Source organism: Clostridium porci, from assembly GCF_009696375.1.
GTDB classification, from domain to species: Bacteria; Bacillota; Clostridia; order Lachnospirales; family Lachnospiraceae; genus Enterocloster; species Enterocloster porci.
The window spans coordinates 106022-120565 of record NZ_VUMD01000003.1; the positions used below are offsets into that span (position 1 = coordinate 106022).

Here is a 14544-nt window from a genome sequence, read left to right on the forward strand (position 1 = left end):
CACGGACTTTGGCTGTGCTCCTCTCTCTTCTCAGCATGTCTCTGGCCGTGGATACTCCTGGCCGAAGGTTTCCACTGTCATAGTCTTTATTTTCTGCTCCCTCAAAGGACGATCGCTGTAATCCGTCTGAACCTCTGCAATCTTATTCACAATGTCCATCCCCTCCGTTACCTTTCCAAAGGCCGCGTATGCTCCGTCCAGATGGGGGGCATTCTTATGCATGATAAAGAACTGGGAGCCGGCAGAGTCAGGGTGCATCGCTCTCGCCATAGAAAGGACTCCCTCTGTATGAGCCAGATCATTCGGCACGCCGTTCTGAGAAAACTCGCCCTTTATAGTATAGCCAGGGCCTCCTGTGCCATTTCCGTCAGGGCATCCTCCCTGAATCATAAAGCCGTTTATCACTCTGTGAAAAATCAGGCCGTTATAATAGCCCTTCTTTACAAGGCTGATAAAATTATTTACAGTATTAGGGGCTATCTCTGGATATAGCTCCGCCTTCATCACATCTCCGTTTTCCATGGTTATGGTAACTACTGGATTTGCCATATTACTATTCTCCTTTTCAATTAGAATCCTTTTCCACTATAGCAAATTATACCTTCTTTGTCCATTCTAAAATCACTTAACAGGCCTCTAATTGAACCAAAGCTTTAGCTTCTGGATTTGTTTGGTCAGACAGGCACCTCCCCAACAATCTCCGACAGCTTCACCTTCCGTCCCTCAAACCGGGACTTTGTGCAGGCATCTGCTGTAGCAATAGCCGCCCGCGCTGCTTCTCCAGTAAGCAAGGGACGGAACTCATCATCTGCCTCTGCACCGTGGAGCATATTGTTCAAATACCCCATCTCCTTCCTCATAATGCTATGGAGCCACATAGGAGGCTTCTTGCCGGGATGTCCGTACATGATGGCTCCATCCATCTCCGTGCTGTGATAGATCCGGGTGCGGTCGTCATCCTCCTCCTGGGATTCATGGATCAGGAAATGCTCCTCCTTATCACCCACCCGCAGGGTACCGCCGCAGTTACACATATCAATTCGAATCGCGCCCCTAGTGCCCTGGATCAGCACGTAATGCTCCGGCCAGCGGAAGGCAGACCCCCACTCCAGGACTGCGTACCGTCTTCCAGGAAATTCCAAATTAACAAAAAGCATATCATCCTCATCTCCAAACCCAGCTCCCTGGTGTGCCACATTGCCGCCGGTCATGGTAACGGTGGCAGGCATGCCTCCCATCAGGAACTGAACACAGTCCAGCTCATGGATGTGATGATACAGATGGCCGCCGGATTTAGCCCGGATTTTCTTCCAGGAAATGGAAGTCTGCTGCTCTTCCCAGCCATTGCGGGCTGAATGACAGTACAACACATCTCCGATCACCCCATCATTAATCAACTGCTTTGCATGGTGAATGCCGTTAAAGAAATTCATCACATGCCCTGCCATAAAGATCACCCCATGATCCTGGCAGACTTTTACCATCTCATCACAATCCTGATAGCTCAAAGCAACGGGTTTCTCACAAAACACATGAACGCCATGCTTTGCTGCCTTTATCACAGGCTCTTTGTGGAGATAATTAGGTGTTGCCACAATCACTGCATCTACGTCGCTTCGACTGTACAGCGTATCCAGATCTGTTTCCACGTCGCAGCCTAACTCCCGGGCGATGGGCCCGGCATTTTCCGGGTCCAGAACCGCTACGATGGAGGCGCCTTCCTCTTCCTTCATAATACGTCCCAGCTCTGCACCGAAATACCCTACGCCTACGATCGCATAACCTACTGTTTTCATCTTCTTTTCCTCCTGCTACAATCGTTTTATAAATGAATTTAGAGCACCACTCTCTTATTTCACAGCCCCGTCCGTCATCCCACCTGCGATATAGTTTTGGATCAACATAAAGAAGACCACAGATGGAACCACAACCAGAGCAGAAGCTGCCATCATATCCCCCCAATTCAATATCTCAGCGCCCTGAAGGGATTTCAGCGCCACAGACACAGTCATCTTGTTGGTACTGTTGATCAAGATGAGAGAATAAAGGAACTCATTCCACGCATTAATAAAGGTATAGATGGCCGTGGACACGATGCCGGGAATCACTAAGGGAAGCACCACTCGGACAAAAGTCTGAAATTTATTGGCTCCGTCCACCCGGGCGGCTTCTTCAATCCCAATGGGAACCGTCCGGAAGAATCCCACCAGCATCCACACTGCATAGGGCACGCTAAAGGACAGATATACGATTACCAGTCCCACCCGCGTATTGACCAAACCGAGCCTTGCCATAACCAGGGAATAGGGAATCGCTAAAAGGATGGGAGGAAACATATAAGTCGCCACCATCGCCTTTGACATCAGCGAACCCAGCCTGGGGAAAAAGCGGACGATCCCGTAGGCCGCCATGGAGGAGATCACAATGGCAATCAGAGTCGTACAAAGAGCAATCAGCACACTATTGCACATGTTTCTGGAAAATCCCAGGTCATGGATCACATGGGTGAAATTTTCCAATGTAAATACCTTTGGAAAAAAACGGGTAGGATTGGAGGTCATATCACCGGAGGTCTTTACAGAGCACAGCAACACCCACAGAAGGGGAAAACAGGCGGCAGCGGATAGTACGATCAGATAACAGTGGCAGAAAAAGCTGCCTATCTTTCCTTTATAATTCCTCATCACTTATCCTCCCTTTCCCATTTTCCAATCACAGTAAAGTAAATGGCACAGATGCACAGCAGGAACGCCAGAAGCAGTATGGTAACCGCAGATGACCGTCCTAAAAGCTTTGTTCCCCATCCCATGTTATAGGCGTAGATCGGCACGGTGGTGGTGGCGTTGGCCGGGCCCCCGCCTGTAATCAGATAGATCAAGTCAAAATTATTAAAGATCCAGATGGTTCTCAACACCATCAGCAGGCCTACAACCACCCGGATGTGAGGCATGGTAATGTGGCAAAATTGCTGGAAATGGGATGCTCCGTCAATCTGAGCTGCCTCATATTGATCCCTGGGAATGGTTTGCAGGGCAGACAAAACATTAACCATAATCATAGGAGCGCCAAACCAAACATTGATAAATACCAGTGTCAAAAGCACCAGAGAGCTGTCACTTAAAAACTGAGGAAGCTGGCTGCAGATACCCAGCCGAACCAGAATGTTAGGGATATAGCCAGACACACCATTTAAGATCCATTTCCAGGAAAGAGCAATGACGATAGATGGGAATGCCCAGGGTATAATCATCAGCGTCCGGTAGATGCCCTTCCCGCGTCTGACCCGGTTGACTGCAAGAGCTGCGCTGAATCCGATTAGCACCTGTCCTGTCAGGGAGCAGATTGTCCAGATAATAGATGTAAGGAAAGCACGATAAAAATTTTTATCCTGTAATACAATACTGTAATTTTTTAACCCAACAAATTCATAGGTGGATTTGATTAGATGCTTTGTGGTAAGGCTGTAGTAAAGACTGGAGAAGATCGGGTAAATCAGCAGCGCACCCACAACCAGCATTGCCGGGAGAACAAAAACCCATTGGGCATAGTTCTTGTGTTTTGCCTGTTTCAATATATTTGCCACCTTTCTTATAAAATACGGGGCTGCCCATAAGGTTTTGCGCAGCCCCTGGGACATGGAAATGGCATTATTCCACCGTACGGAAGATCTCATTCAACTGATCCTGGGCAGCCTGAGCTGCTTCCTCAACCGGCGTTCCATTGGTGATGATATCCTGGAACATGGCCTCAATGATGCCCTGAGATGTAAGCAGGCCCGCTTGAACACTGGGACCATGCTCAAATCCAATGGCCGTCCCCATATCCATGGCTTCTGTGATTACTGTAGCTGCATTGGAAAACTTCTGAACCATGGGGTTGGACTTATATTCCTCTGTGTCAGAAATCCCGGTAATGGAGGGAAGCATACCTACAGGAGTCGCTTCCAGGAACTTGATGTAGATATCCTTCTCATACAGCTTCCTCATAAATGCTTTACATATCTCCGGGTGTTTCGAGTTCTTCCAGACCACCATGGGGATATTGGATGTCTCTGCCCCATAATCCGGGTCATCTGCATGAATCTTGGGAAGAGGTGCACAATCAATCTGATCCAACAAATCAGGAGAGTTCGTCTCTACACCGCCAATTTGAAAACCAGAATTGAAGTCAAATGCCGTCTTACCCTGATAGTAAAGGTTCGCCTGATCCAAAACTGCATAGTTGATGGAATCCTGCGGAGAGCAGTTCCGGTAAATATACAGCCAGAAGTTGATCCCGTCGATTGCAAGATCGCTGGTAAGATTGGCTTTCAGATCATCCGTAAGCAGGCTCCCTCCTCCGCTCCTGACATATAAGTTAAGGAAGCGGGTTGCCATCATATCGCTGGAACCGCAGGGGAAGGAGCATCCGTATACTCCATCCTTGGTCAGCTTCTTAGCTGTCTTGGCGAACTCCTCCCATGTAGCGGGAACCTCCGCTCCAATCTCCTTAAGCAGATCCTTCCGATACCACATAACCTGGGCATGGGAGTAGAGAGGAATGGAAAAATAATCGCTGCCCTTTTTTCCCTCTGACAAAGCTGCTTCAAAAAAGCGTTCACGCCCGATCCCATCGACCAGATCGTTTACAGGGATCAGCGCACCGGCATCCATCATCTCCACCACATGCCCGGGAAGGGCCGTACTCATATCCGGCACGTTTCCGGAAGCCAGACCGGTAGTCCACTTCGTATAAAAGTCGCTCCATGAAAACGTTTCTATCGTGATATTGACGCCAGGGTTATCCTTCATAAACTGATCCGCCGTCTTCTGGATAACCTCCAGACGCGGTCCCTGGGTAAAGGAATGCCAAAAGGTAATATCTCCCTGCAACGCTCCTGTCCCTTCCTCTGAAACTTTCGCAGCCTCCCTGCTCTCTGTCTGAGAACCACAGCCTGACAGAATTGCAACAGACAGGATAGCCCCCATTAATAAACCTGCTGATTTTTTTCTCATAAGCTTCCCCTTTCTACTACAATATATTTATGGTTGATATACCTAACAGCCAGTTAGGTCATTATCCATCTTGTTGCTTAAGCTGTTAGAATGCGTTCCGTTTTGCCTTCATATCAGTATAAGTGTTTTTGCTTATTTATATGTATATTTTACGCTGTTTTATTGTGTATTTCTATAAACCATACGCTCAATGATAGCACGATGCGCTTATAATTATATAAAAAATACTCCTGTCCTGCTGTTGACAGAAGTATTGTTGGTAAAGTTGACCAAAATCGGCCTTTATCCCCCCTCGCGCCCATTTTTCCGATACTGATTCGGCGTAAAACCAAAGGCTTTTTTAAATTCCCGAATAAAATAATTGGAGCTTTCATAGCCCAGCTCGTAGGCAATATCACTAATATTGTCTGTGCTCACCAGAAGCTGACGAGCTGCGGCAGTCAGCCGGATCTCCCGGACATATTCCATGGGTGTTTTCCCTATGTTGGACTTAAACAGACTGCTGAAGCGTTGTTTGCTCAGCTCCGCCATCCCGGCCATACGCTCCGGCGTATACCGTTCTGTGGGATGAAGGGACACATAATCTGCCACGATTTGGATTCGTGGATCTACCGTCCGGCGCAGAGCCTTCTCTCTGCGGCGTATTTCTTCCAGATCGTAGTGCTCCGCCTGAATTTCCAGCATTCGGGGCACCATAGCTTCTTCCCGAAAGGAAAGCGAACCGATCAGCAGCTCTAAATATCCCCGCAGGAAGCATTTCTTTGCCGGATGCGCAGTCTTGGCCCACCGATAGATTTCTTTGAAATAGACATCCTCCCCCTGATTTTCCGAAACCTTTGCGATCCTATAATAATCCTTTAAGAGATCCTCCCTGTCGTAGAAAACAGAGGTCGTAAAGCGAACACTGAAGAATTCAAAGGGCTGGCTTAAGGCCTGGCAAAAAAGAGTACATCCGCAGGGAATATACACGATCTGCCCCTCCTTCACAACGACCGGCTCCCCATTCATGCGAAATTCTGCCTTCCCCCTGGCAATATATCGGAACATACTATAGGGAATCCGGGATTCCGGGTACACCCAGGTACTTCCCATGGAATAGCAGTCTGCATACAGAAATACAAAACGGATGTTATCGCTTACGCTGAGCGACATAAACTATTCCTTTCCAGATAGATCAGCCTCCATGGACGCCCATCTTTATCTTAAACACAACCTTATCGATATGTCCTGGCTCCTCCTCCATAACAGCGACCATATGAGCGTCGCTGGGATAGCATACCATAAAATCTCCCGGCAGCAGCAGATAGCTTCCTGCTTTTTTCCCAGAGTAGAATGCGATATCCCGGTCTGAGTCATAGGGAACCGTCTCAGTCAGATTCTTTACATCTGCTGTGGCAATCCGCTCTTTTCCTCTGACGATATAATGCAGATCCGCATACCTCCTATGGGCTTCATAGATACATTCCTCTTCCGGCTTTGATGTCAGAGAAACCGGGTTGCAGAAAACCTCATTCGGAGTTAAAACAGTACCCGGAACCGGAAGCTCTCCTGGAGCCAGTGAGTCAAGATAGCAAAGAATTTGGTAAAGCGTACCATACTCTTTATAATTTTCCTTATTTTTAATAGAATCAAATATCATGCAGGTTCTCCTTTACAGTAAAATGTCATATTCCAATAGTTTTTTTTGTAAAACCTCAGCCATAACCTCATAACCCCTTCCATTGGGATGAAGACCGTCATAGGTAAGCCCATCCTTTACCGTATCTGTCTGCCAATCAGTCATTGCGGAATAATAATCCACAAAGATCAGTCCATCCCGCCGGGCTGTTTCCTCAAGCCATCCATTCATATCCCGAATATATTGCTTGCGTATGGGCTCCCTCTGAAGGATAGGGATACGGATGGGCAGCAGGGATGTAAGAATCAGGCGGCTTTTGCTTTCCTTAGCCTGCCGGATGATATCCGCAACGTTTTCACAGGCTTCCGAACACACAGTGTCGTAGGGGAGAGGCTTCAACTGTTTCCAGTAATCTCCTTCCAGATCAATGGAGTCATTAATCCCAATCCCAAGAATGCAGTTGACCGGCTGAAGCTGTAACGCATCCACATAAAACCGCTTTCTAAGATAAGCGGTAGTATCTCCTCCAATCCCCCGATTAACAATCAGCTGCTCCGGCCTGTGAAAAAAGGCCCCCAGCTCCCAATAATGTGTAATGGAATCCCCAATAAACAGAAAATCCGGCTTCCTTCTCATACGAAGCAAAGAATGATTCCGTATATCAAATTCCTTTCTCCGGCTATCTGCCGCCGCATACTGCGAAAAATATTCAAGCCGCATATAGCCATCTTCTGTTGTCATCATAGGCCTGCTCCTTTCCGGCATCTTTATTTCCTTGTTATATGTTCCAATTCTTGAAAATAGCCGGAAGCCAAACAGAGCCGTTCCTATTCCTCCCTCCCTGTTCCCTAATTTCGCCCGGCGCATCCAGCCATGGCGGTAACTGACGTTTGGCAAGGCTGTCACCTCCCGGTACACTTGAGCCGCAACATAAAGCCGGGCCATGAACCCTCCTTCTATAACATCCCCGCTTTTCCTTTTGTGGACTGGCAAATTCCCGAAATCATCTTTCATATGGATATATAAATAACCGATAGCCTCAAAAGCTCCACCGCTGGCCGGATCGGGTTAAGAAGTCCCATTGGCATAAGCGCTTTTGCTTCTTTATATGTATATATTACACCCTGCCTTTGTGCATTTCTACAAACCAATCACGCAATAATAGCACAATACACTTATGTTCGGCACATATAACTGGTTTGTCATAGCCTTATCACTCTGACATCTTCCCTGGCAAAAACAGTCTAAGCATCCGAAAACAGGATCTCAGAAACCTGTCTTTCATATCCTAAAATCAGCTGATCTCAATGAACTGCAAGATCATTATAGCACAGACAGACCAGATTAAAACGTTAAATCTTAAGAAATTTTCAGTTTTTCTTTCCAGTTCCCTTTTCCAAGAAAGTTATTCTATTTACAATTTGTTCATACTGCATTCAAAAACATTTTACACAATCAACATTATTTCTTCATGTTTGCTCTATATACTTTGATTATAAACAGTTAACCATAGCTGTTATACAAAATTGCTTATAAGATTTTTTTCATAATACTCGAGCTGATAAGTAATTATCAGCTCTCCTCCCTTTTTGATAATACTTTTTAAAAATCAAGCCTGGCTGCTGCTCATAAAACAGTATCGGCCAAACCACTGAAATTATGCAGTTGCCATACAGGGCAAGAAAAAAGAGGGGTGAGAAGCGATTGCTTCTTGCCCCTCTTTTTTCTTGTGCATCCGCCGGGCAACATGGAAAAAAGGCTAAGGCTAGTGCGCTTTTTTACGATTCTCCGAAAATTCATCTGGCAAAGTCACCTCCCCGGATAAAAAGAGAAGGGCAGTAAGATTAGGAAAGGCCATAAGACCGTTCCATATATCCGACAACATCCAAACCATGTTAAGCCGGGCTTCGCTTCCAAAGAACACGGCTCCCAGAAACAGAGCCGGATAGACACGTGATGAAAAAAAAGCGCCCGTGTCTACTCCCAGTCCGATTCCCTCTGCTAAATACGAAGCCGCCTGCTTTCCCAGATAAAACCATGCCATGACAGTGGCAAAGGCAAAAACCACCATAGAGCCGCTGACCAAATACTCTCCAAGCATTCCCAGCCGTCCACCAAAGCACCAGGAAGCCAATGCAGCTCCCTCGTAAGGTATCTTTTCAGGCGCAGATCCTGTCATGCACAAAATCACCAGCGCTGTCAGGGTGCACAAAACCACCGTATCGAAGAATACCTCAAACATAGCCCACATTCCCTGCTCATGACATGTGGTATTCTCCGCCGGGCCATGGAGCACTGCCAGAGTGCCAAGGCCCGCCTCATTGGAAAATACCCCTCTGGAAATACCATAGCGGACGCTTCGGCTGACTGCATAGCCTGCGGTTCCTCCAGCCGCAGCCTCTGGCCGGAAGGCTGATTCAAACATGGCAAAAAAAGCGCCTGGAACCGCTTCGACACAGGAGATAAGTATTATCAAGGAAAAGAGAATGTAAATACCAGAGGCAGCAGGAACCAGCCGTTCAGCCACACCCCCGATACGGCTGATGCCGCCGCAGATAACCAGCATTAATAGAATGGTAAAAATCAGCCCGCCTGTGAGTTCCGGTACATGCCAGGTATATTCCATGGTACTGACAGCTGAGTTGGCCTGTACCATACTTCCCATGCTCAGCGAGCACATCAGGCACAGAAAGCTATATAAAATTCCCAACCCCTTCATCCCCAGCCCCCTCTCCATATAGATAAAGGGGCCGCATAGATAATGACCGTTCTTATCCTTATACCGGTAGCGTATGCCCAGCATGGTTTCTGCATAGGCTGTTATCATGCCGATCACAGCAGAAATCCACATCCAGAACAATGCGCCCGGACCACCGGCTGTAAGGGCCGTGGCAACACCTGCAATATTTCCCGTGCCAACGGTGGCTGCCAGAGCCGTACACACAGACTGAAACTGGCTGATCCCCTTCCCCCCCTCTCCTTTCACCGCTGCATCTCCTGACAGAATCCGTCCTGCTGTATGACGCCACCAGTATGGAAAGCCTTTTATCTGGAAAAGCTTACATTTTAATGTAAAAAATATTCCTACGCCAAGAAAGAGAACCAATGTCCACGGCCCCCATACCATGCAATGAACCTGCTCCAGTAAATTCATATGTTTAAATACCCTCTGTAGCAATCCCTAATTATTAACTGTCTTATTCCACAGGTTCGGCCCCTATGACAATTTACATATTTTTCTTTTGTTTTCACCTCGCTTTTATTCCTTGTTTATGTTAAAATATATAACAGCTTCTTAACAACGAAAAAGAAAAGAGGTATGCCGATGCCAGGTTTTACAACCCATTATATTCTAGGCACGAAAGCATACAATGATATGCCCCAGAACAATCTGAAGTTTATCATTGCCAAGTACCGATGGCTTTATCAGCTGGGTCTTCAAGGGCCGGATATGTTCTTTTACAACCTGCCCATCCTCCGCCACCGGGATCACCGCAATGTAGGCTCTTACATGCATGAGCATCATGTCAACGATTTCTTCCGCTGCTGCTTCCTGCAGCTTTCCAGGATTGCTTCCAGACAGCAGAGGGAAGAGGGCCTGGCCTACATGTGCGGTTTTTTGTGCCACTATGTAGGTGATTCTATCTGTCACCCCTATGTATATGGCCGCATTGAATATGATATACAGAATCCTGGTTCCTATTATCATGGCCTTCACGCAAAACTGGAAAACGATATTGACGCACTGCTCCTTAAAAAGTATAAAAAGAAAAAGCCCTCCCAATTCAATCAGGCGGCTACTATCTGCTTAAATGGTATGGAAACCCAATTTATCTCCCGGTTTCTCTCCTCCTGCATCAATGAAGCCTTTTATCCACTAAGCTATAAAAACCGCTACCAGGTTACAGCGCCTATGGTTCACCGTTCCATTCTGGCTATGCGGTTTGGCTGCCGTACTCTGTCTGATCCCAACAGCCGCAAAAAGGATCGAGTTGAATTTTTTGAATCCTTGTTTTTTAAGAATCCCGTAGCCTCCAGCAAGTTGGTAACAGATACGGTTGAGGACCCCCGCTGGAGCTTAAACCTACACCATGAAACCTGGTGCAATCCCTGGGACAGGAACCTTGCATCCAAGGCGTCCTTTCCGGATTTGTTCCGCCAGTGCCTTGGAAAGTTAAACACGGTCTTTTATATGATTAATACTATGCTGGATACAGGCCAGCCTTTGAGGATGTCAGCTCTGGAGCTGCTGCTGGCAGAGCTTGGGAACTATTCCTATCACAGCGGCCTTCCCTGTCAGGACAGCTAAGGCAGAACGTGACGGAAGCATCCGGCAGCAGAAACAAACAGCGGACCCACTGGTAAGCCCCCGTGAATCCGCTGTTCTTTTATCTATACAGGATATTTATTCAATTACCTGATCTCCGTCCTTTATACAAAAGTTAGACTTAACACCCAGACGCACCATCCAGTTTTTAGTCTGCTGGGTCAGCCATGGGCCGCTTCCCGCTCCGCCGCCATTATTATTATCCCAAAGCCACTGCGGAGTGGGCCACAAAGCCACCCTAGGCCTAAGAGCCTTGTACACCTCATAATCCACCCCGTTTTGCCCGTGATGAGCCAGCTGCACTATATCACACTTTAAGGCGGACAGATCATGCTCCGTCATCAGCTTTTCGCCTCCAGCCCTTGCCAGGTCTCCCAAAAACACCGTATTAGTTCCATTCAGAGACACCATATAAGCAACGCTGCTGTTGTTCACAAAATCACTGGAGCACTGATAAGCCTGGTTTAGAACCTGAATCCTGGCAGGCCCTGCATTTATAACCTGTCCAGATACGATATCGCCATGAAGCTTCTCTGGCGGCAGAAGCCCAAGAGCGCCCTTCAGATAGGCCAGCATCTTCGCCACTTCCGGATCTTTCTCCTCATACCAGCTGTCTGGCGCAAAGGAGTAATATACACCGTCTATGGTTATCTCACCGCTATGCTTGTACAAAATGTCTGCCAGCGCTCCTACGTGATCGGAATCGGGATGGGTCAGAAGCCATGCCTGAACGTGTCCACCCTTCTGCTTAATCTGATCCAGAAGATAATCGGCGCTGGTTGTCCAGCCTCCATCCACCACAATCAGTCCGCCCTCCCCTGTCTCGATAATTACTGACAGCTGCTGCGCTTCAGTTGCATGGTTCGCCAGCATTGTAAGACGGCCAGAACCAAACATAGAGCTGGAATCGATAACCGGCGTAGAAACAGCTCCGAAAGCCGCAAGCTCAGCCCCGGACTGAGCCGCTGGGACATCCGCGGTTGTTCCCTCTGCTGCCTGGCTGCTCTTTTGTTCCTCGCTGATAATAATTTTGTCCGGCGAAAACAGAGTATTTTCCTGGGCTGTAAAGGGCTGTGAACGGGGCATCGCAAAGCTTTCCGGCACTCCCCCGGTAAGCATCAGTATCATAGCTGTCAGAAGTCCTGCCGCAGTTTGTTTCCAGTATCTGTCAATTCTCATCCTCATATTCTCCTTATTAAGCCCGTGGCACCAGGGCTCTCTGTTCTCCGGCCTTCATAGTGTCATTAACAAGGTAAGAGTCCTCATTTCCCTCTTCGTCATAGAAAAATACCTGAACCAGAACATTATTCTCATCGAAATAGCTTCCATAATATACTTCGTCGCTGGCCTCATCCGGCGCTTCATAGTAGAAATTCTGGGTTGCTATGGAGGCTCCTGCCGTTTTTAAAATCGCTTCTCCGTAGCGAGCGGCAATCTCCGGCGTAGTTTTGTGAGTCACCGGAAGGAGTACCTTTACTGTTTTGCTGTCTGAATCATAGGAAATAGCCATATCCATCACGTAGCTGGCAAAGGGGCCGTAGGGTTCCATATATACCTCCCTTACATCGTTGGTTACTTCCACCCAGTCAATGGGAATATCCTTGGTAACCTCCAGGTCCGGCTGTCCATCCCCCTCAACCAAGCCTGAAGACGGGGATACAATATTACTTTGAGTGCATCCGCTCAATATTGCTGCAAAAGCCAGTATAATCAATGATCGCTTTTTCAGATATTTCATTCTAAAAAACCCTCCTTTTTATCAACGGTACTATTATAACGAAGTTTGTCCCTTTTTAACAGTTTTTTTTTCTTACAATATTATTGAAGTTTTTACAAAAGGGACTTGATTTTTCCGTAAGCTGGTGCTAATATGTTCAATATAATTTGTATTTATAAATTTTTGAACAAATAGGAGGTTCTTTATGAGAACATGTAAACCTGCATCTGGTGAACTGCGCTTGGAAAAGCGTCTGGACTGGATTACTACGCTGATACCCTTTTGTGCCATTGTAAGCCTGTGCTTCCTGTTTATGGTATTCCCTGATGACTCCACTTCAATTCTGGAAGCCATCCGTTTCTTTCTGGGCGACCAGCTTGGAAGCTATTATCTGATTATGGGGCTGGGGGCCTTCCTATGCTCTCTCTATATGGCATTTTCCAAATACGGAAAAATTAGGCTGGGAAGGAACGAGAAGCCTCAGTACACATCCTTCCAGTGGGGCTCCATGATGTTTACAGCCGGCCTCGCCGCGGACATACTGTTCTATTCACTATGCGAATGGATACTCTATGCAGAAGAACCCCGTATTGCAGATATGGGCGCTATGCAGGATTGGGCTGCCACCTATCCCCTCTTTCACTGGGGGCCCATACCCTGGAGCTTTTACATGATTCTGGCTGTATGCTTCGGCTTTATGATCCATGTGCGCAAGCGCAGCAAGCAGAAATACTCTGAAGCCTGCCGTGCCCTCCTGGGAAAGCGTGTAGACGGAATCTGGGGCAAGCTTATTGATCTGACAGCCGTATTTGCCCTGTTGGCCGGAACTGCCACTACCTTTTCTCTGGCCACGCCCCTGCTTTCCTCTGCTCTGAGCCGGGTATTGGGCATAGCAGAGAGCAATCTGTTAACCATCGCAATTCTGGTCGTTATATGTGTCGTTTACACTCTGGCCGTTTACTTCGGAATGGAGGGCGTTGCCAAACTGGCTGCCTCCTGTGTGTATCTGTTCTTTGCGCTTTTGGCCTATTTCTTCTTTTGGGGCGGAGAAAAACGCTTCATAATTGAAACAGGAATTACCTCCATTGGAAATCTGGCTCAGAATTTTATTAGCATGTCCACCTGGACCGACTCCCTGCGCTCCTCCTCCTTTCCTCAGAACTGGACTATCTTCTATTGGGCGTACTGGATGGTATGGTGTGTGGCAACTCCATTCTTTATCGGAACGATCAGTAAGGGAAGGACCATCCGCCAGACCGTTCTGGGAGGATACTTTTTCGGACTGGCAGGTACTTTTACTTCCTTCATCATATTAGGAAACTATGGACTGGGACTTCAAGCACACGGAAAGCTGGATCTTTTAGGTTTTTATTCGCAGACCGGAAATTTATATCAGACGATTCTTGCGGTTTTCGAGACTATGCCTCTGGCTAAGGCTGGACTGGCTCTGCTGGCAGTTACCATGATTGCATTTTACGCCACATCCTTTGATGCCCTCACCATAGTTGCCAGCTCTTACTCCTATAAGGCCCTAGAGGCTGACAGGGAGCCTGATAAAGGAGTCAAGCTGTTCTGGGCCGTTATGCTGATGCTGCTCCCTATTGCCCTGATTTTCTCTGAAAACTCCATGACAAATCTCCAGACAGTGTCCATTATCGCGGCATTTCCTATTGGATTCATTATTTTCCTGATTGTATGGAGCTTCTTTAAGGATGCCAGGCATTACCTGGATCATGAAGAAATAGAATCAAACCACGGATAAATCAAATGGACTGCTTCTAAACTGCTTTTCACGAAGATGCTGCACAAAAAACACGGTTCCAATCGCTGTAAAAAGCTATCTGGAGCCGTGTTCTTTAGTTGCTTCGAGGCTGATCTTGCTCAATCC

Annotated in this window: 13 protein-coding genes; 2 read left to right on the plus strand and 11 right to left on the minus strand. The window is 47.3% G+C overall.

What is annotated here, in order from left to right:
• Window positions 1-30 precede the first annotated feature (30 nt).
• The 9 genes from FYJ39_RS04275 to FYJ39_RS04315 all read right to left on the minus strand — a co-directional run bounded on the left by FYJ39_RS04275 (window position 31) and on the right by FYJ39_RS04315 (window position 9766).
• A complete protein-coding gene (locus FYJ39_RS04275; RefSeq protein ID WP_154471219.1) occupies window positions 31-549 on the minus strand; it encodes a peptidylprolyl isomerase in 519 nt (172 codons plus the stop codon).
• A 125-nt stretch (window positions 550-674) separates the two neighbouring features.
• Window positions 675-1796, minus strand: a complete 1122-nt coding sequence (locus FYJ39_RS04280; protein WP_154471220.1) for a Gfo/Idh/MocA family protein — start codon at window positions 1794-1796, stop codon at window positions 675-677.
• Between the two features lie 54 nt (window positions 1797-1850).
• A complete protein-coding gene (locus tag FYJ39_RS04285; RefSeq protein WP_154471221.1) occupies window positions 1851-2684 on the minus strand; it encodes a carbohydrate ABC transporter permease in 834 nt (277 codons plus the stop codon).
• A complete protein-coding gene (locus FYJ39_RS04290) occupies window positions 2684-3673 on the minus strand; it encodes a carbohydrate ABC transporter permease (protein WP_353847272.1) in 990 nt (329 codons plus the stop codon). Before FYJ39_RS04290 ends, FYJ39_RS04285 begins: the two co-directional genes overlap by 1 nt.
• Window positions 3648-4994, minus strand: a complete 1347-nt coding sequence (locus FYJ39_RS04295) for an ABC transporter substrate-binding protein (RefSeq protein ID WP_154471222.1) — start codon at window positions 4992-4994, stop codon at window positions 3648-3650. The genes FYJ39_RS04290 and FYJ39_RS04295 overlap by 26 nt, the downstream gene beginning before the upstream one ends.
• A gap of 282 nt (window positions 4995-5276) precedes the next feature.
• On the minus strand, window positions 5277-6146 hold the full coding sequence (locus FYJ39_RS04300) for a helix-turn-helix domain-containing protein (RefSeq protein WP_154471223.1): 870 nt from the start codon (window positions 6144-6146) through the stop codon (window positions 5277-5279).
• 22 nt (window positions 6147-6168) lie between these two features.
• The gene (locus tag FYJ39_RS04305; RefSeq protein WP_154471224.1) at window positions 6169-6633 is read right to left on the minus strand and encodes a YhcH/YjgK/YiaL family protein; all 465 of its coding nucleotides are present in this window, start codon (window positions 6631-6633) and stop codon (window positions 6169-6171) included.
• A 12-nt stretch (window positions 6634-6645) separates the two neighbouring features.
• Window positions 6646-7557 carry an SGNH/GDSL hydrolase family protein gene (locus FYJ39_RS04310; protein ID WP_235919734.1) on the minus strand — a complete coding sequence of 304 codons (912 nt, stop codon included), beginning with the start codon at window positions 7555-7557 and terminating at the stop codon, window positions 6646-6648.
• An 820-nt stretch (window positions 7558-8377) separates the two neighbouring features.
• Window positions 8378-9766, minus strand: a complete 1389-nt coding sequence (locus FYJ39_RS04315) for an alanine/glycine:cation symporter family protein (RefSeq protein ID WP_154471225.1) — start codon at window positions 9764-9766, stop codon at window positions 8378-8380.
• A gap of 171 nt (window positions 9767-9937) precedes the next feature.
• On the opposite strand from FYJ39_RS04315, the gene FYJ39_RS04320 reads away from it, so the two are divergent.
• Complete coding sequence (locus FYJ39_RS04320) at window positions 9938-10921, plus strand: zinc dependent phospholipase C family protein (RefSeq protein ID WP_154471226.1); 984 nt, start codon at window positions 9938-9940, stop codon at window positions 10919-10921.
• A 96-nt stretch (window positions 10922-11017) separates the two neighbouring features.
• On the opposite strand, the gene FYJ39_RS04325 is transcribed toward FYJ39_RS04320, so the two are convergent.
• Both FYJ39_RS04325 and FYJ39_RS04330 read right to left on the minus strand, forming a co-directional pair.
• Window positions 11018-12118: a ComEC/Rec2 family competence protein gene (locus FYJ39_RS04325; protein WP_154471227.1), complete on the minus strand. Its 1101-nt coding sequence runs from the start codon at window positions 12116-12118 to the stop codon at window positions 11018-11020.
• Between the two features lie 16 nt (window positions 12119-12134).
• The gene (locus FYJ39_RS04330; RefSeq protein WP_154471228.1) at window positions 12135-12677 is read right to left on the minus strand and encodes a hypothetical protein; all 543 of its coding nucleotides are present in this window, start codon (window positions 12675-12677) and stop codon (window positions 12135-12137) included.
• 184 nt (window positions 12678-12861) lie between these two features.
• Between FYJ39_RS04330 and FYJ39_RS04335 the strand changes: the two genes are divergently transcribed.
• A complete protein-coding gene (locus tag FYJ39_RS04335) occupies window positions 12862-14418 on the plus strand; it encodes a BCCT family transporter (protein WP_154471229.1) in 1557 nt (518 codons plus the stop codon).
• The last annotated feature ends 126 nt before the right edge of the window (window positions 14419-14544 follow it).

What these genes read in the sequence shown, in the direction of transcription:
- FYJ39_RS04275 (WP_154471219.1), bottom strand. Translation starts at nt 549, where the DNA reads ATGGCAAATCCAGTAGTTACCATAACCATGGAAAACGGAGATGTGATG.
- FYJ39_RS04290 (WP_353847272.1), bottom strand. Translation starts at nt 3,673, where the DNA reads ATGAGATCTTCCGTACGGTGGAATAATGCCATTTCCATGTCCCAGGGG.
- FYJ39_RS04335 (WP_154471229.1), top strand. Translation starts at nt 12,862, where the DNA reads ATGAGAACATGTAAACCTGCATCTGGTGAACTGCGCTTGGAAAAGCGT.
- FYJ39_RS04315 (WP_154471225.1), bottom strand. Translation starts at nt 9,766, where the DNA reads ATGAATTTACTGGAGCAGGTTCATTGCATGGTATGGGGGCCGTGGACA.
- FYJ39_RS04310 (WP_235919734.1), bottom strand. Translation starts at nt 7,557, where the DNA reads ATGGCCCGGCTTTATGTTGCGGCTCAAGTGTACCGGGAGGTGACAGCC.
- FYJ39_RS04285 (WP_154471221.1), bottom strand. Translation starts at nt 2,684, where the DNA reads ATGAGGAATTATAAAGGAAAGATAGGCAGCTTTTTCTGCCACTGTTAT.
- FYJ39_RS04320 (WP_154471226.1), top strand. Translation starts at nt 9,938, where the DNA reads ATGCCAGGTTTTACAACCCATTATATTCTAGGCACGAAAGCATACAAT.
- FYJ39_RS04295 (WP_154471222.1), bottom strand. Translation starts at nt 4,994, where the DNA reads ATGAGAAAAAAATCAGCAGGTTTATTAATGGGGGCTATCCTGTCTGTT.
- FYJ39_RS04305 (WP_154471224.1), bottom strand. Translation starts at nt 6,633, where the DNA reads ATGATATTTGATTCTATTAAAAATAAGGAAAATTATAAAGAGTATGGT.
- FYJ39_RS04325 (WP_154471227.1), bottom strand. Translation starts at nt 12,118, where the DNA reads ATGAGAATTGACAGATACTGGAAACAAACTGCGGCAGGACTTCTGACA.
- FYJ39_RS04330 (WP_154471228.1), bottom strand. Translation starts at nt 12,677, where the DNA reads ATGAAATATCTGAAAAAGCGATCATTGATTATACTGGCTTTTGCAGCA.
- FYJ39_RS04300 (WP_154471223.1), bottom strand. Translation starts at nt 6,146, where the DNA reads ATGTCGCTCAGCGTAAGCGATAACATCCGTTTTGTATTTCTGTATGCA.
- FYJ39_RS04280 (WP_154471220.1), bottom strand. Translation starts at nt 1,796, where the DNA reads ATGAAAACAGTAGGTTATGCGATCGTAGGCGTAGGGTATTTCGGTGCA.